Raw genomic sequence first — 15,541 nt, forward strand, 5'->3', positions numbered from 1 at the left:
ACCCTAAGTGCTAATTGTTTGTTCGCCCGGATACTGGGAGGAATCTTGTGTTCCTTGCGGTTATCGAACCGGTGTTGGCGGTGATTGCGTTGGTCTTGCGTGACCTTACGGTTAATCCGTCGCCCTCGCCGCCCCCGTCGCATCATTGCCCGCCCTTTCATGCGCTTGGTCACGGTTTTAAAGGGTAGGTTTAGGTGTGCCAGGAATAGGGTAGCTTTAGCTGATTGAACCGCGATTCCGGTGAATAGCTTACCCGGATCGATTCCAGTTACAATCTCCTGCATTTCCTCTCCTGATGGCTCCTCAATTAACTGGACTTGAAAAATGCCTAGGTCGTTGTGAACTACCTTAGCTTTACCGCTCCCTAGCCAACGCCTAACGCGGCTAGCCTTAGCTGGCATTAATGGCTTACCTTCCGGTGATAAAACGGCTACACGAATCATAGATATAATCCTCTCGTGTCGGTTGTTAGTCCCCTCGACCACCGTTAACAAGATGTCCTCTCTTAGAGCACCCAAACAAGTAGGTTTGTAGATAATCCAGGCTGGGGAAGCACCTGGAAGTACGTGCCAGTTAACGGCTCAATGGTCTATTCAACTCTTGCGTTACCAGCCCTGTCTCTGGCAATCCCCACGCTCCACGTTAGTAGCGTGGGGTTGTTGAATCAATTAAACCTAATGAAAAATACTAAAAAACCAAGCCAATTGGTAAAAAGTCCATGGATTGCTCCATGGACAAGACATTAGCACAATTATGCTGAGATTTCCTAAGAATTAAAAGGTTTGACCGCTTGGGTAGAAAAGCCATACTTTTGCAGTTCTTCTGCCAAAACCAATCCATTTTCCACCCGATCCACAAACATAACCCCAGTCAGGTGATCCATTTCATGTTGAATGGCGCGAGATAGTAAACCATCTGCCTTTAATCGTTTCGGACGTCCATTCTCATCTTTGTAGGCAACTTCCACCTCTACCGGACGTTTGACATCTAAATAGACGCCAGGAACACTTAAACACCCTTCTTGAGCATCACATATACTCTGACCAAAACGCTTAATCGTGGGGTTGATCAGAATCAAGGGGGGATTTTCTGGGTTATCCGGTTCGCAGTCGATGACAATGATTTGTTTATTCACCCCAACCTGTGGTGCTGCCAAGCCGATACCATCTGCGCTATACATGGTTTGCAGCATCTGATGCGCTAACTGTCGGATGCTTTGGTCTACTTTAGCAACCCGTTTCGCTGGTTGACGCAGAACGCGATCGCCCAGATAGTGAATCTCTAGCGGCGGGTTGTCTAGTTTTTTCTTTTCGACTATAACTTGAGCAGTCATGGGCATGGGAAACTCGTAAATCCAGCAATCTTATTGACACTTCCTTTTTTTTATCCTAGCAGTTATCACTCTGGGTGGAATTCGGTTCATCCACCCTTGAGCAAAAGAGGCACTCTAGGTAATGGTGTCTTAATGTTCAAAGATATCTCGATAGAGGAGCAAATCCAAAGACACCATCACGGATAACGCCTCAAAGCACTGTTGGGCAAGTTGCCAACGCTCTTCTCGTTGCAACATAGCAATCAGTTTCTGCCGCACAGACAGCAAATAACGGACATCATTCGCCGCATAGCGAAGTTGTTCATCAGAAAGGTTATTGGGATTCCCCCAATCTGAACTCTGGGAACTTTTATCCAGTTCCACCTGTTCGAGATCCATGACTAAATCCTTCAGCCCGTGGCGGTTGGTATAGGTACGGGCAAGTTTACTGGCAATTTTCGTACAAAATACAGGTTGGACGTAGATGTCCAGATTTTGGCGTAAGATGGCGAGATCGAAACGGGCAAAGTGAAAGACTTTTAAGACAGTCTGGGCTTCCAGCAACTGCTTCAGATTGGGGGCTTCGGTTTGTTTTTTATCAATGCGGATCACAGTGACTCGGTCTTGGGGGTCGCACAGTTGCACCAGACACAAGCGATCGCGCTGATAGATTAGCCCCATGGTTTCCGTATCAACAGCAATCGCCTCAGCGGTTAGATAGGTCTTTAGCCGGGCGTCGGGAAGGTCGCGATCGCACACTTGAAATTCTGCCACGTCTTTCTCGATGGGTGGATGAGTCATCAGATATCTCGATTAGGAATTATCAATAATGAACATAGGACAAACTACTGCTGCTTGATGAAAATCTGGGTAAAGTAATAGTCTCCCTTGGCATTTTTGCTCACGCCAATCCCGGTGACATCAAAGTCCCCTTCAATATTTTTTCGATGTCCTGGGCTTTTTAACCAGCCTTGCACCGCCTGTGTCGCCGGGTCAGAATAGCCCTGATTATAGGCGACATTTTCCGCCGCTTGACGATAGGACATGGATTGGGCGATCGCCCGGACTCGTTGTTCAAATCCCCCATGACCCAACGGGACACGCCCGGTTGCCATTGCCTGACTGTGGCGTCTGGCTTCCTTGCTAATGCTTGCGTCTAAGGTTAATGGGGGCAGGTTTTGGGACTGGCGATACTGATTAATCTGTTGATGCACCAACCCTTCCCAATTGGTGGATTCACCGTCATTTGGCTGTTGAGAAACTGTTGCCGGAGATTCAGTTTGACTCACTGGGGTTTGATTGACACTCAACACCGAATCACAGCTACTGAGTCCTAACTTTAGCAGCAGGAATCCACTCATGACCAAAAGAGACGTTGACCGCACTGTTTAATCCTAGGAGTCTAACTGAATCAACTTACCAACGGTTTGTACATCTTTATCACCGCGACCTGAACAGTTAATCACAATTTTAGGACTACCCTGAAGTTGAGGACACAGGGTTTCTAGATACGCGATCGCGTGGGCGGTTTCTAGGGCGGGAATAATCCCTTCGAGTTCCGATAACTGGCGAAACGCTGCGATCGCGTCTTGGTCGCTGACGCTATAGTATTCTGCTCGACCGCTATCTTTCAAATAACTGTGTTCAGGTCCAACACCCGGATAATCGAGTCCCGCACTAACGGAATGGGCTTCCACCACTTGACCATCGGTATCTTGGAGTAAATAGCTCATTGCCCCATGCAGTACACCGGGACGCCCTAAGGTTAGAGTCGCGGCGTGCTTGGTAGACGTGACGCCTTCCCCAGCCGCTTCAACACCAATTAACCGGACACTGGATTCGTTAACAAATTCGTGGAAGAGTCCCATTGCATTGGAACCGCCACCGACACAAGCTAACAAGATATCCGGTAAGCCACCCCATTTCTCTTGACATTGCCTGCGGGTTTCTTGACCAATAATTGCCTGAAAGTCACGCACGATCAAGGGATAGGGATGGGGACCTGCGACTGAACCGAGGATGTAATGGGTGGTTTCCACATTAGTTACCCAGTCGCGAATCGCTTCCGAGGTGGCATCTTTGAGCGTACCCGTTCCCGCCGCAACGGGTTGAACTTTCGCACCCATGAGCCGCATCCGAAACACGTTCAGGGCTTGGCGTTCCATATCCTGAACACCCATATAGATAATGCATTCCAAGCCGAACCGCGCACAAACCGTTGCCGTTGCCACACCATGTTGACCTGCCCCGGTTTCTGCTATAATCCGTTTTTTGCCCATCCGCTTGGCTAATAAGACTTGGGCTAAGGCATTATTGATCTTATGAGCGCCAGTATGATTTAAGTCTTCCCGTTTCAAATAAATTTGCGCTCCACCGCCATCGGGTCTGGCATAGTGGGCGGTTAAACGCTCAGCAAAATATAGAGGACTAGGACGCCCGACATAATCGCGTAATAACTGTTGTAATTCCTGCTGAAAATCGGGGTGGTTGCGGTACTGTTTAAACGACTGCTCTAACTCGAACAGCGCAGGCATTAGGGTTTCCGGCACATACTTGCCACCAAATTTGCCGAAACGCCCTAAGGCATCCGGTTGTTCGTTTACCACATCGGTAGAGGAGCGGGGATTAGGAAGGGGAGTTTGGGTCACAGAGCAAGATCGCCAACAACAACACCCACTCATTATAAATCGTGATCTGACCGGATTTGGCGATCGCGATTGAGTTCAACCGTTAATCGAGACAATAGTTGTAGGGGTTCAATTCACCAGCCATGTCCATTACAGGGTTTCTTTCGGATTTTTCTCTGTCGGAAATTTTTCGATTTATCGATCAGGGGAACAAAAGCGGCGTACTGATGCTGCGATCGCGATCGGAGTCAATAGATGCGTCGTCTTATTATATTTGGGTAGCAAATGGTAATGTTATCACCGCTACTAACCAGTTGAATGATCAAGGTTTACTCTCGCTGATTCAGCAATACGAGTGGGTGAGTAACCGTGTTGTCACGAAACTGGCTCAGTTGTGTCCAGCAGATCAACCTTTGGGATTGTATCTGAAACAGCAAGGAGCATTGCGGGGTGAACAACTCGAACATTTGTTCCAAGTTCAAATCGTACAGCAACTGTGTTTAATCTTTCAACTCAAAGACGCTCAATTTAGATTTGACCAACATAAGCCTAGTCCAACACGAGAGATGACGGGGTTGCAGTCGCCCGCCAGAATTATCGAGGTTGTGTACCAAAAACTTATTGTTTTAAGACAACTGTTTGTCGCTCGGCATCTGCGGCATAAAACTAATGGAAGTAGACTCTCAGAAAACTTTTGTCAACAACTGGGATTGACGATGGATATTGCCTTTTTTCATTGCCTCAAGTTATCCTTGTTTGACATGAATTATACCTTGGCTGATTTAGCTAAAATTGTTGATATATACTATCGTCCCTATGACATTCCTAAATCAAAGTTTTCAGCGGCAAAAGCTTTAGTTTAATTGAGCGTATAAATCAATAAATGTCACTGACATAAGCTAGTTTGTAGTTGCGCTTCAGCGCCATCAACGCTGGTATTACCCACTACAAACCCTTAAGTCAGTGACATCCAGTTTAAGGTTCAGTGTATTCACAAAAAGTATTCAGTCCAATTTTGACGATATATAAGACAATAATTGTTGCGATCGCAGAATCAATGGGTAATCCGTTTGCCCCAGCAATGCCGACGAGGGAGACAATCAACCCAGTGAGCAAAGGCGCACTATCTGGTTTCTTTGTGTATTCTTTGACTTTACCACGAAAGCCATCATCACCGCAGAGTTCTTTGCGGAGTTCGCCCAACATTACCTTCCAAGTCGCCTTTAGACGACTTGAGCTATTAGCCTGCGAATTGATTCGCAGGCGGATGAGCGGGTTATACCGTCACATTGCTGGAAAATAAATTGCTCACCTTCATCTACCATCTGGAATAAAATTCCCACCAGGTTAACATATTGATTGGATTGATCGTCACGCTGTCACACCGCCTTGAAATCAATTTTCAGGCTCATAGCGCAAGTCTATTAAAACGAACTAAACAATACATAATTAGAAATTTTACCTTTTCCGGTCTAAAATACGAGTCCAGTAATTGAAATCGATGCTAGATTTTCTCAAAAATGTAACACAAGCTACAAAACCATTCCTTTTATGACGAAGGGCGGTTTTCTTGAGATCCTCCCACGGACGTGAGTATCCGTGATACAAGAAAGAAACAACAACCTGTAGGGGCGACCCGCTTAGCCTAATTACCAACACCAGTCCACTCAGTTGACTCGGGTCGCCTATTTCCCCTACCTTTATGTAAAAGGGTGTTTCTTAGGAGGTTATTGGTCGATACTAAAATTAAATAGTTTAGTATCTTGACAAGCACTCCAATAATCCTTACCTTGGAGCTGCCTCAGGTTATCGTCTAACGCTTGAACCACCTGATTCAAAGACATTTGTTTGTAATAGCGGAAATTCTCGATAAATATTTTGTCATCCAAACTAAGTTGACTATAGCTTTGATATAATAAAGCGTGATATCTGGCGGTAGCAGCTTGGAGTAATTGTTGGTAGGTATCTTCAGGCATAAGTCTAGAGGGGTAGACAAACTTTGAATTCTCAGTAATTTTTATTTTGACTGATCACAATTAACAATCGCCTCAGTCTTCATACGGATTTTTTAGTCAGCATAATTTCCAAAAATAAGGGAATTACGCGATTCCACGGAATCAAGGTGTCTCAAACGTTAAGCAATCGAAATAAAAATCCTGGCAGCTAGAGATAGCTACCAGGGAACTGCATCTACAACTGAGAGTTTGCTTCCTTGTCCTTGCTTTTTAAGCATAGTTCCTTACTCTAGGAGTTAGAATCAGTGAAATTGCGGAATTTTCGCGATCGCTTCTGCCCAGATTACCGAGAAGTACTTATGGGCTGGTGTCATGGGGGATGAGGGAGATGGGGGAGATGCTGCTTTAGGCTTGCATGGCAAGGTTTTTGACCAAACAGACACCAGAAGGAAAGCACTTGTTGGGTCAAAAAATAGCTTTAAACCCTTGTGTGGTATACCATCTACACTCATGTAGCAAGCCCTAGTTACATCTGGGTGAATACAGACAGAGACGATAATAGTGAAAGTGAGACCCTACAAACCATGTTCGACTCGGGAAGCGAAAGGTTAACACTAAGTCAGGGCGGGTTTTGCACAAACGTTACCATCAATCGCTAAAAGCAGGTTCCTAAACCCGCCCCTACAAAAATCTTCCCTCTATGCTGAGGTATTATTCATGAAACTCAACATTCTGACTATTCTCTTGCTTCTAACGCCCTTTTGGTCAGCCACTCCTCTAAACGCGGAAAATCCTGACCATCTGAAACAGTTACAAGACACAGGCGAATGTTCTACCTGTGACTTAACTAATGCCGATCTGAGTAATACTAACTTGAGTCAAAGTATCTTGACTTATGCCGACTTGAGTCAAGCCAACCTTACCCAAGCGACTCTCAGTGATGCTAATCTCAAATATGCTGACCTGATTAATGCTAACCTCAGCAACGCTGACTTAAAAAATGCTGATCTAACTCGCGCCTTTCTCGGTGGTGCAGATCTCACGGCTGCGGATCTCAGAGAAGCGAACTTCAAAGCGGCTAACCTAAGTAATGCGACTCTCATTGGTGCTAACTTAACCCAAACGCTGTTAAGTTTAGCCAACTTAAGTGAAGCCAATCTGTCTCAATCGATTCTTACTCTAGCGGAACTCAGAGGCGCTGATCTCAGACGTGCCAATCTAGATAAAGCTAGACTCAATGGTGCTAATCTCAAAGCCGCTAATCTTAGAGAAGCGAACCTGAGTAATGCCAGACTTAATAACGCGAATTTAAATGGTGCTTACCTCAGAGGTGCTGATTTAAGTAATAGCTTTTTGACTAATGCTGATTTACGCGAAGCAAACCTCTGGGATGTTGACCTGAGTCGCGCTAATCTACAAGATGCTGATTTAACTGGTGCAGTATTTTGTAATACTACTCTACCCGATAGAACTATTTCTAATCGCGATTGTCTCTAATTTGGCGCAGGGCATTGGTGACAAGTTAAGCCATAACCCTTGCCAATCCTAATTTTCAGCGAGGGTGTCCCTGCTGCCTATGCAAGTCATAGTTCCCTCGGAACACCTCTACAGGGCTCCCCCAGCTCCCCCAGCTCCCAGACGCGCCATGGCACGTCTCTACATTGCTGCCCCTGCTGCCCCTGCTCCTAAGTTGACACCAATGCCTACCCCCTTATCCCTTTATCCCTATTTCCCGAATCACCACTAAACTTTATCCTGATAGAGATAAGCATCGAATAACAGGAGACAGTTTTGATTACCACCTCGTCCTGGACAACCACGAAATCCGAAGAAATTTTCCAAACTGCCCAAAACTTGATGCCGGGGGGTGTCAGTTCACCGGTTCGGGCATTTAAGTCTGTTGGCGGACAACCCATTGTATTTGACCGGGTTAAGGGTGCATACGTATGGGATGTCGATGGCAATCAGTACATTGACTATGTTGGCACTTGGGGACCCGCCATTTGCGGTCATACCCACCCAGAAGTCATTTGTGCCCTGCACGAGGCTCTAGAAAAAGGCACAAGCTTCGGTGCTCCTTCTGCGCTAGAGAACGTTTTAGCCTCCATGGTGATTGAAGCCGTTCCCAGTATCGACATGGTGCGGTTTGTCAATTCCGGTACGGAAGCTTGTATGGCAGTCATTCGCCTGATGCGTGCCTTTACAGGCAGAGATAAAATTATCAAATTCTCTGGCTGTTACCATGGTCACGCTGATATGCTGCTCGTGCAAGCCGGTTCTGGGGTTGCTACCCTTGGCTTACCTGACTCTCCCGGTGTGCCTAAATCGGCAACAGCCAGTACCCTGACTGCCATTTACAACGATTTGGAATCCGTCAAATCTCTCTTTGAAGCCAATCCAGATAGTATTGCTGGGGTGATTCTTGAACCCGTAGTTGGTAACTCTGGTTTTGTTCCCCCTGATGCTGGATTTCTAGAAGGCTTACGCTTGATTACGCAGGAACATGGTGCGCTGTTAGTCTTTGATGAAGTGATGACGGGTTTCCGGATTGCTTACGGCGGCGCTCAAGAAAAATTCGGCGTCACTCCCGATTTAACCACATTGGGTAAAGTGATTGGTGGGGGTTTACCCGTGGGTGCTTATGGGGGACGTAAAGATATCATGTCCATGGTTGCACCTGCTGGTCCGATGTACCAAGCCGGCACCCTTTCTGGTAATCCCTTGGCGATGACGGCTGGGATTAAAACCCTGGAGTTACTGCAAAAACCCGGAACTTACGAACAGCTTGACAAAATCACCAAAAAATTGTCCGAGGGGTTATTACAAATTGCCAAAGAAACCGGACATCCTGCTTGCGGTGGACAAATTAGTGCTATGTTTGGCATGTTCTTCACCGTCGGTCCTGTGCGTAATTACGACGATGCCAAGAAGTCGGATTTAGCCAAGTTCAGCCGCTTCCATCGTGGCATGTTAGAACGGGGAATTTATCTGGCACCGTCCCAGTTTGAGGCAGGATTTACCTCCTTGGCGCACACCGATGAGGATATTGACCGCACGCTAGAAGCGGCGCGGGAGGTTATGTCAAGTCTGTAGGGATAAGATTAGTTTGCCATAAGCTTGGGGTAGGGACACGACATGTCGTGTCCCTACAGATGGTTCTTCAACGGTAAACCTAAACAGGAGCAGTTGAATGAATAACCAGATGGTCAAAGCAGCACAAGAACGACTGAAACTCTCGATTATGAGTTATCAGCAACAGCCTGTTGGTACCGTCGCCTCTAAGGAACCTGCTCCCAAAGAAGAACAACTCAATTATGGTCACTGCTTTGTCCGCGATTTTATTCCATCGGGACTGGCGTTTCTCATGCAAGGGGAACGGGAAATTGTCCGCAACTTTTTGGAATTCACCCTTGGCTTACAGTCGGATAAACTATGGACAAAAGACGGTGAAGGTTTATTTGCCCAAGTGAGGCAAACCTGGCAAGGGAAAGAACTGCTCATTGATGGGATTCGCTTGGGAGAAGGCTTGATGCCTGCTAGTTTTGAGGTGACATCAAGTCAAAACATTGAGCCAGATTTTGGTCAACGGGCAATTGGTAGAGTCACGCCTGTTGATTCGGGATTGTGGTGGATTATTCTCTTGCGGGCGTATGAAAAAGCGTGTCAAATCGCCAATCGACCCGATGAAAGTATTGTCCATCGCCTGGAATTCCAACGTGGTATCCAGTTAATTCTAGATATTTGCTTAAGCCAGCGTTTCGATATGACGCCTACCTTATTAGTCCCCGAAGCCGCATTTATGATTGACCGTCGCATGGCGGTTTATGGACATCCGTTGGAAATTCAGGCGTTATTTCATCAAGCTATATATGCGGCTCGTCATGAACTGCTGCAAAATGAAAGCTATATTCAAAAGCGAGGAATTGATGCTCGTTTAGCGTTACTAACTAATTATATTCGAGAACGGTATTGGTTAGATCCCAAACGCTTGAGGGCAATCTATCGCTACCAAACCGAAGAGTTTGGTGAAACGGCGTTAAATAAATTTAATATCTACGAAATGTCTGTACCGGATTGGGTTCTGCCTTGGCTCGACCGCAAAGGCGGGTATTTAGCGGGGAATTTAGGTGTCGGCTGGATTGATTTTCGCTTTTTTGCTCAGGGGAATTTACTGGCGATTATTTCCGGTTTGGCGACTCCTGATCAATCGCAAAGCATTATGAATTTAATTGAAATACAATGGTCAAAGTTGATTGGTAATATGCCAATGAAACTCTGTTATCCTGCGGTTGTGGGTCGGGATTGGGAAACGGTGACTGGATGCGACCCGAAAAATATTTCTTGGTCGTATCACAATGGGGGAAGTTGGCCCGTTTTACTTTGGTCATTGGCGGCGGCGGCGATAAAAACCCAGAGAGTTGAGTTAGCTAAGAAAGCGATTGAAACGGCGGAAGAATACTTACTGGATGATGAGTGGCCCGAATATTATGATGGGGAAATGGGTGAAACCATTGGTAGAGAGGCGCGGCTGTATCAAACGTGGACAATTGCTGGGTATTTAGTCGCTAACTATCTGATTCAAAATCCGGAGCATTTGAATTTAATGAGTTTTAATGATAACCCCAAAGCAATGATGGATTAGATTGGTTTCTTAGTAAGGGATGCGAGCCTAAATGTTGTTGAGGTTAATCGATAAATTTAGGTTGGGATTAGGGCGGGTTTCGTTGTTTGGTTTGAGGTGGGTTTCCTGATTTAATTCCTAAACCCGCCCCTACATCTTTACGCCAACTTGCTGATTCTATCGATAATTCGTAAATTGCAGCGCCACGGGTAATTCCTCTTGTTTCAAGCGCTGGATAATTTGTTGTAAATCATCTTTGGATTTACTTGACACTCTAACCGCATCGCCTTGAATCGAGGCTTGTACTTTTTTGAATTCATCCCGAATCAGTTTGGCAATTTTTTTGCCAATATCTTGGCTGATTCCTTTTTGCAGTTTAATTTCTTGACGTACTCGATTGCCACTCGCTGATTCAACTTTGCCGTAGTCGAAAATTTTCGGGGAGAGGTTGCGTTTGGTTGCTTTGGTCAGCAGAATGTTATGTACAGTATCTAGGGTAAATTCGCTATCGGTGTTCACCGTAATTGTCTCATCACCCAAGTCAACGGTTGTCTTGGTGTCTTTCAAGTCATAACGGTTGCTGATTTCGCGATTGGTTTGGTCTAAGGCATTCACCAACTCTTGTCGATCAAAATCACTGACGATATCAAATGAATAGGTTGAAGCCATAATCTAAAGATGTGAGCGCATTCAGAAGGTACAGTTATCTCCTTATACCGCTAAACCTAGCAGCTTTCAACATTGAATATGACTTATCATTGTCCTGTCTAGGACTTACATGTTCTTGGTAGCATGGGGGATACTTGTAGGGACACGGCACTGCCGTTCCCCTACTATATGGGGAATTGTTCTCCCCCAGCTCCTTCAGCTTCCCTATCCCCTACAGTATTGGGATTACAGTTTCTTATCCCGATCGCGGCGACGGCGATCGCGCCATTCAACGGCGGTTAAGTAAACGACACCCCCAGTCACTAGGACTAATAGTCCCGCTGCGGCTAAAAATATGACGGTAAAAACAGAACCTTCCACAATATCCTAGAACCCGTTACGCGCCCAGACTACCATCGCAATTGACCAAGTGAACAGAACCAGAGTGGCAACCCAGCCTAATGACAAAATATCCATCGTGTTTTATGAGTAATGATTAAGAAATGACTCCAAAGTTTATCATAATTCAATTTGAACCGTCTTTGACCACCAGGAGCGAAAGTCGTGAACTCTTCCTTTGACCCAACTGACGCTGAACGGATTGAATCTCTGAAAGCGGCTATCCTGGGGGGATTATCCCTAGCCTTAACCTATTGTGCGATCGCACTGTTGCACTCGCTGCTTCTATCCACCCCGTCGCCTGCCCTCAGCTTACTGGAGTTCCAGGTTAACATTACCCTACTGATCAAAGTCGCGATCGCGTTTTTGTCCGGCTTTTTATTTGGCGTCACCTACCGCTACGCCATCCGGGATGACCAAAATCCCCAACTGAAAGCGGGAGTTGTGTTCGCGTTTGGTTTGGTACGGGGTTTGGCGGTAATAGAGGGACAGCCGGATATCACCGATACCGTTTTGGTTTGGGGTATCTTAGTCAGCGAGAGTCTCATCGAATTTGCGATCGCCCGTTTTCTCCTCGACTGGGCAATTCAGCGCCGTTGGGTCAAACCCTTCACGTCAAGCTGAGTTCCTCAAACTCTGGATAGCCATACATCTGCGCCCGATCAATAGCCGCCAGGACTTTATTATTCGCCGCATCTGAAAATAGGCATTGACACACCAACTGGGCGACATCAGCGCGATGAATTGTTCCCGCCACCTTTTGATTTTCTGTCACCATACCATTTCCGGTTGCAGGTTCCGACTTCAACCCACCGGGTCGAATCACAGTATAGGTCAGTCCGCTATCCTGCAAATAGTTCTCCGCTTGTTCTTTTTCAATAAGTACAGGCTTCAACGTGGTCAACGCTTGGGGGGGTAAGGCGATCGCACTCTCACCACTACCAATTGAGGAAATCAGGATAAACTTTTGTACCTTAGCCTTGAGTGCCGCATCAATTAAATGCTTATTGCCCAAAAAATCCGCTCGTTGACCATCCTTGGGTAAGCCGCCTATCGTACTGATCACCGCCTGAATCGGTTGATCTCCCAGCATGGCTTGTTCAACCGTTACCGCATCTAGGGCATCTCCCATTACCACCTGAATCCCCATCGCTTCTAACTCGGCGCGAGACTCTGGGGAACGCAACAGGGCTTTAACCTTCTGGTTTTGCTCAACCAGGTATTTGGCGATTTCTCGACCCACCCCGCGACTAGCGCCTGCCAGAAAAATATAAGACTTGTCTGTTTCAATCATCTGTCCTTCCTTAGAGAAAATTCGTTCTCTGTTTTCACTTTAATTTCACAATTGCCCATTATCTTAAAAATAACTGCAACCAATTGGAGCATGATCGAGTTATCGGGTGTCACTAGCGCTTTGATCTAAGCAAAATCTTGACAAAATTAGGCTCTGCCCTAAAATTTAGGTAAATTCCGGCAATTTTCGTGGACATTCTCACGAAAACTTCGGTAAAGTTAAGATTCAAGAAAAAGCGCCACTGAATTAAGCTGTTAATTCAGCAACGCCTGACAAATTGAGTTTTCTAGTCCTGGCAAAAATTATAACAAATTGTGACGGCAAAGGCTTAACTGTCCTTTTGCCGTCATCTTTCTTCCCTCCTGGAGACCCTCGCTTTCAGCGACGGGAGGAAAGGAGGGGGATGCTTAGTTGGCATACGAATATCCGTCCTTTTTGTGAACATGTGCACAGTATTTGTGACTGATTCCTTGAACCAGCCCATTATGCGTTGAAATGTTAAAACTTCCAGTTGCGCGAGTAGCAACTCGACCAACGTAAGTTCCGATTTTCTTCCCTGAAGTGACAACGGCTTTAACAATGTCACCTGTCTGAAAACCTTTATGGAACTTGGTTCTAGAGGTCGGTACTATCTCAAAAGTGGAGTCAGGGTTTGGTAACCAAACCCCTACTAAGCACCATACCCTGTGCAGCCGCCCATTGTGTAATATCTTGACGCTGAATTGCAGCTGCCATTAAATCAGGAAACTGGTCAGGCGTGCAAGCCATGGCTGGGATATCTAATCCGGCAAGTTTTTCGGCTATCCAATGATCATACATGGGCGCACCTTCATCATTGAGGGCAAGCAGGGTGATCAACTGAACTCCTAATCCCACCAATGCCGCCACGCGCTTAAGCATTTCTTCCCGGTTTCCCCCTTCATATAGGTCACTAATTAACACTAAAATAGTGTCCTGAGGACGACGCACCAGTCCTTGGCAGTAGGTGAGGGCGCGGTTAATATCAGTTCCGCCTCCCAGTTGAGTACCAAAGAGTAAGTCTACGGGATCTTGTGCTGCGTCGGTTAAGTCTACGACCGACGTATCAAATACGACAATTCGGGTTTGCACTGCCCTGAGAGAAGCTAGCACCGCCCCAAAGATTCCCGCATAGACGACAGAGGTTGCCATGGAACCACTTTGGTCGATGCAGAGGATAATATCTTGTAAAGAACTGCGTTTGCGTCCGTAGCCGATTAGGGTTTCGGGGATAATTGTGCTGTATTTAGGTTGATAATGTTTGAGGTTAGCCCGGATAGTGCGGTTCCAGTCGATTTCATTATGGCGGGGACGGCGGTTGCGAATGGCACGGTTGAGGCTACCGATTATGGCTTGACGGGTGGGGTTGGTTAATTTACGCTGCAATTGTTCAACCACTTGACGCACCACACGGCGGGCGGTTTCCTGGGTTTTGCTGGGCATAATGCTACTAAGGGATAGTAGATTTGCCACGAGATGAACATCCGGTTCAACGGCTTCTAGCAGTTCCGGTTCCAGCAGCATCTGTTGCAGGTTAAGGCGTGCCATTGCATCTTTTTGCATCACCTGCACGACTGATGAGGGGAAATAGGTGCGAATGTCGCCTAACCAACGGGCAATATTAGGAGAAGAACTCCCAAGTCCACCACGGCGGTCAGAATCGTAGAGGGCGCTGAGGGCATTATCAATGGCTTGATCTGTTGGATTAAGGGTAAAGGAATCTGCGGCTTCTCCCTCACCATTCTCCTGACAAATACCATCGGCGTCTCCACCCCCTAAGAGAAGTCGCCAACGGCGTAGGCGTTCTGGCTGGGTCATGTTTCTAGTAGCAATTACCGGATGCTAATTGAGTTATTGTATCGGATTGAGTGGAGAAAAGCTGTGCGATCGGTAAATCACCCTCTAATCATTAACTCAGTTGCTGCGTTTGTTAGTCATTCTCTCCTTTATCGTCGCTAACCTCGTCTTCATCATCAAGGTTTTTACCAGTCTTTGTTTGCAACTCGGCATAAAGACGTTCCAGCCTTGCCCTTCTATTGCTTAGCTGCTTGAGTCGGTTGTTATGGAATTCTATTTGCGAACTGTGATATACGGTTAACTGGTCATTTTCATCAATCAGTTCGCGGATGATTCCCCCAGCAGTAGTTCCTCTGTGAGTATCGCCGAATCGATCCGTATTTCTCCTCTGGCTAGTCTCTGCACTAACTGAGATCTCGACATTCCCAGAGCTTTGGCTTTCTGACGGAATAATTCCCAGTCCCTCGGTTCGAGCCTCAAGGTTACTGTCTTGGTGTTCCTGTCTGATTTTGGTCTACCGCGCTTGTTTGTCATTCTCCTTCCTTATCGCCAACCTTGTCTTCCTTGTCGAAGTCTTCACGGGTTTTTTGCTGCAAATCCCGGTCTAGCTGTTGAAGACAGCTAAGCCGCGCCCTCAATCGAGGTAACTTATGTTCCAGATATGCCAATTCCTCTTGGGTTTCCAAGATTAATTGGCTGAGGATTCCCCCAGATATTTCGCCTTTTGAAACGCTTGTAAGTCTTGTGGATTTTGGACTCTGGATATTTGGGTGATCAGTTCCGTGCGGGTCATTCCCAGACTGGCTGCTAGCTGATTGAGGTTTTCCCAATCCTGGGGTTCAAGCCGTATCCCGACGCTGATCGTCTTCC

The 15,541-nt window shown here is 46.5% G+C and carries 19 protein-coding genes and 2 pseudogenes; 5 read left to right on the plus strand and 16 right to left on the minus strand.

Translation table 11 applies throughout. The annotated features are described in order from the left end of the window. The 5 genes from ACLFWI_RS13510 to trpB all read right to left on the minus strand — a co-directional run. A partial coding sequence (locus tag ACLFWI_RS13510) for an RRXRR domain-containing protein (protein ID WP_446413361.1) occupies positions 1–443 on the minus strand: 443 nt, incomplete at its 3' end. Positions 444–766: 323 nt separating this feature from the next. Beyond that, entirely contained in the window at positions 767–1,333 is a 567-nt protein-coding gene (gene def, locus ACLFWI_RS13515) for a peptide deformylase (RefSeq protein ID WP_446350263.1), read from the minus strand. Positions 1,334–1,462: 129 nt separating this feature from the next. Beyond that, complete coding sequence (locus ACLFWI_RS13520) at positions 1,463–2,113, minus strand: ribonuclease H-like domain-containing protein (RefSeq protein WP_446407825.1); 651 nt, start codon at positions 2,111–2,113, stop codon at positions 1,463–1,465. Positions 2,114–2,157: 44 nt separating this feature from the next. Next, positions 2,158–2,697, minus strand: coding sequence for a CAP domain-containing protein (locus ACLFWI_RS13525; RefSeq protein ID WP_446407826.1), 540 nt, complete (start codon positions 2,695–2,697; stop codon positions 2,158–2,160). A 9-nt stretch (positions 2,698–2,706) separates the two neighbouring features. Continuing rightward, positions 2,707–3,960 (minus strand): tryptophan synthase subunit beta, encoded by a 1,254-nt coding sequence (trpB, locus tag ACLFWI_RS13530; protein WP_446407827.1) that lies wholly within the window; start codon positions 3,958–3,960, stop codon positions 2,707–2,709. 122 nt (positions 3,961–4,082) lie between these two features. Between trpB and ACLFWI_RS13535 the strand changes: the two genes are divergently transcribed. After that, positions 4,083–4,802: a DUF4388 domain-containing protein gene (locus ACLFWI_RS13535; RefSeq protein ID WP_446413362.1), complete on the plus strand. Its 720-nt coding sequence runs from the start codon at positions 4,083–4,085 to the stop codon at positions 4,800–4,802. A gap of 112 nt (positions 4,803–4,914) precedes the next feature. On the opposite strand, the pseudogene ACLFWI_RS13540 reads toward ACLFWI_RS13535, so the two are convergent. The 3 genes and pseudogenes from ACLFWI_RS13540 to ACLFWI_RS13550 form a co-directional block, all read right to left on the minus strand. After that, positions 4,915–5,163 (minus strand): annotated as a pseudogene (locus ACLFWI_RS13540) (hypothetical protein); the annotation flags it as partial. Between the two features lie 503 nt (positions 5,164–5,666). Beyond that, the gene (locus tag ACLFWI_RS13545) at positions 5,667–5,915 is read right to left on the minus strand and encodes a hypothetical protein (RefSeq protein WP_446413363.1); all 249 of its coding nucleotides are present in this window, start codon (positions 5,913–5,915) and stop codon (positions 5,667–5,669) included. A gap of 281 nt (positions 5,916–6,196) precedes the next feature. After that, entirely contained in the window at positions 6,197–6,406 is a 210-nt protein-coding gene (locus tag ACLFWI_RS13550) for a hypothetical protein (RefSeq protein WP_446413364.1), read from the minus strand. A 205-nt stretch (positions 6,407–6,611) separates the two neighbouring features. Here ACLFWI_RS13550 and ACLFWI_RS13555 point away from each other — a divergent pair, with 205 nt between their 5' ends. The 3 genes from ACLFWI_RS13555 to ACLFWI_RS13565 all read left to right on the plus strand — a co-directional run bounded on the left by ACLFWI_RS13555 (position 6,612) and on the right by ACLFWI_RS13565 (position 10,536). Beyond that, entirely contained in the window at positions 6,612–7,391 is a 780-nt protein-coding gene (locus ACLFWI_RS13555; RefSeq protein WP_446413365.1) for a pentapeptide repeat-containing protein, read from the plus strand. A 294-nt stretch (positions 7,392–7,685) separates the two neighbouring features. Beyond that, positions 7,686–8,987, plus strand: coding sequence for a glutamate-1-semialdehyde 2,1-aminomutase (gene hemL, locus ACLFWI_RS13560; protein ID WP_446413366.1), 1,302 nt, complete (start codon positions 7,686–7,688; stop codon positions 8,985–8,987). A gap of 97 nt (positions 8,988–9,084) precedes the next feature. Then, positions 9,085–10,536 (plus strand): glycoside hydrolase 100 family protein, encoded by a 1,452-nt coding sequence (locus ACLFWI_RS13565; protein WP_446413367.1) that lies wholly within the window; start codon positions 9,085–9,087, stop codon positions 10,534–10,536. Between the two features lie 156 nt (positions 10,537–10,692). On the opposite strand, the gene ACLFWI_RS13570 is transcribed toward ACLFWI_RS13565, so the two are convergent. The 3 genes from ACLFWI_RS13570 to petN form a co-directional block, all read right to left on the minus strand. Then, positions 10,693–11,184: a YajQ family cyclic di-GMP-binding protein gene (locus ACLFWI_RS13570; protein ID WP_446347017.1), complete on the minus strand. Its 492-nt coding sequence runs from the start codon at positions 11,182–11,184 to the stop codon at positions 10,693–10,695. Positions 11,185–11,409: 225 nt separating this feature from the next. After that, positions 11,410–11,544 carry a hypothetical protein gene (locus ACLFWI_RS13575; RefSeq protein WP_446407833.1) on the minus strand — a complete coding sequence of 45 codons (135 nt, stop codon included), beginning with the start codon at positions 11,542–11,544 and terminating at the stop codon, positions 11,410–11,412. Between the two features lie 6 nt (positions 11,545–11,550). After that, positions 11,551–11,640, minus strand: coding sequence for a cytochrome b6-f complex subunit PetN (petN, locus tag ACLFWI_RS13580; protein ID WP_071777176.1), 90 nt, complete (start codon positions 11,638–11,640; stop codon positions 11,551–11,553). Between the two features lie 87 nt (positions 11,641–11,727). Here petN and ACLFWI_RS13585 point away from each other — a divergent pair, with 87 nt between their 5' ends. Beyond that, on the plus strand, positions 11,728–12,186 hold the full coding sequence (locus ACLFWI_RS13585) for a hypothetical protein (RefSeq protein WP_446413368.1): 459 nt from the start codon (positions 11,728–11,730) through the stop codon (positions 12,184–12,186). On the opposite strand, the gene ACLFWI_RS13590 is transcribed toward ACLFWI_RS13585, so the two are convergent. From ACLFWI_RS13590 to ACLFWI_RS13610, 5 genes and pseudogenes are all read right to left on the minus strand, one after another. Then, entirely contained in the window at positions 12,173–12,856 is a 684-nt protein-coding gene (locus tag ACLFWI_RS13590) for an SDR family oxidoreductase (RefSeq protein WP_446413369.1), read from the minus strand. The genes ACLFWI_RS13585 and ACLFWI_RS13590 overlap by 14 nt on opposite strands. Before the next feature lie 407 nt (positions 12,857–13,263). Beyond that, a pseudogene (locus tag ACLFWI_RS13595) lies at positions 13,264–13,476 on the minus strand (RNA-guided endonuclease IscB); the annotation flags it as partial. A 25-nt stretch (positions 13,477–13,501) separates the two neighbouring features. Beyond that, positions 13,502–14,692 (minus strand): VWA domain-containing protein, encoded by a 1,191-nt coding sequence (locus tag ACLFWI_RS13600; protein WP_446407836.1) that lies wholly within the window; start codon positions 14,690–14,692, stop codon positions 13,502–13,504. A 509-nt stretch (positions 14,693–15,201) separates the two neighbouring features. Continuing rightward, entirely contained in the window at positions 15,202–15,357 is a 156-nt protein-coding gene (locus ACLFWI_RS13605; protein ID WP_446413370.1) for a hypothetical protein, read from the minus strand. 2 nt (positions 15,358–15,359) lie between these two features. Next, a partial coding sequence (locus ACLFWI_RS13610) for a hypothetical protein (protein ID WP_446413371.1) occupies positions 15,360–15,541 on the minus strand: 182 nt, incomplete at its 5' end.

The organism is Coleofasciculus sp., from assembly GCF_046539235.1.
GTDB lineage: Bacteria > Cyanobacteriota > Cyanobacteriia > Cyanobacteriales > Coleofasciculaceae > Coleofasciculus.

Bases quoted from the DNA above. Each gene is read 5' to 3' on its own strand.
- ACLFWI_RS13520 (WP_446407825.1), bottom strand. From the start codon at position 2,113: ATGACTCATCCACCCATCGAGAAAGACGTGGCAGAATTTCAAGTGTGC.
- ACLFWI_RS13550 (WP_446413364.1), bottom strand. From the start codon at position 6,406: ATGAGTGTAGATGGTATACCACACAAGGGTTTAAAGCTATTTTTTGAC.
- ACLFWI_RS13590 (WP_446413369.1), bottom strand. From the start codon at position 12,856: ATGATTGAAACAGACAAGTCTTATATTTTTCTGGCAGGCGCTAGTCGC.
- ACLFWI_RS13570 (WP_446347017.1), bottom strand. From the start codon at position 11,184: ATGGCTTCAACCTATTCATTTGATATCGTCAGTGATTTTGATCGACAA.
- ACLFWI_RS13600 (WP_446407836.1), bottom strand. From the start codon at position 14,692: ATGACCCAGCCAGAACGCCTACGCCGTTGGCGACTTCTCTTAGGGGGT.
- ACLFWI_RS13535 (WP_446413362.1), top strand. From the start codon at position 4,083: ATGTCCATTACAGGGTTTCTTTCGGATTTTTCTCTGTCGGAAATTTTT.
- ACLFWI_RS13565 (WP_446413367.1), top strand. From the start codon at position 9,085: ATGAATAACCAGATGGTCAAAGCAGCACAAGAACGACTGAAACTCTCG.
- ACLFWI_RS13545 (WP_446413363.1), bottom strand. From the start codon at position 5,915: ATGCCTGAAGATACCTACCAACAATTACTCCAAGCTGCTACCGCCAGA.
- def (WP_446350263.1), bottom strand. From the start codon at position 1,333: ATGACTGCTCAAGTTATAGTCGAAAAGAAAAAACTAGACAACCCGCCG.
- ACLFWI_RS13555 (WP_446413365.1), top strand. From the start codon at position 6,612: ATGAAACTCAACATTCTGACTATTCTCTTGCTTCTAACGCCCTTTTGG.
- petN (WP_071777176.1), bottom strand. From the start codon at position 11,640: ATGGATATTTTGTCATTAGGCTGGGTTGCCACTCTGGTTCTGTTCACT.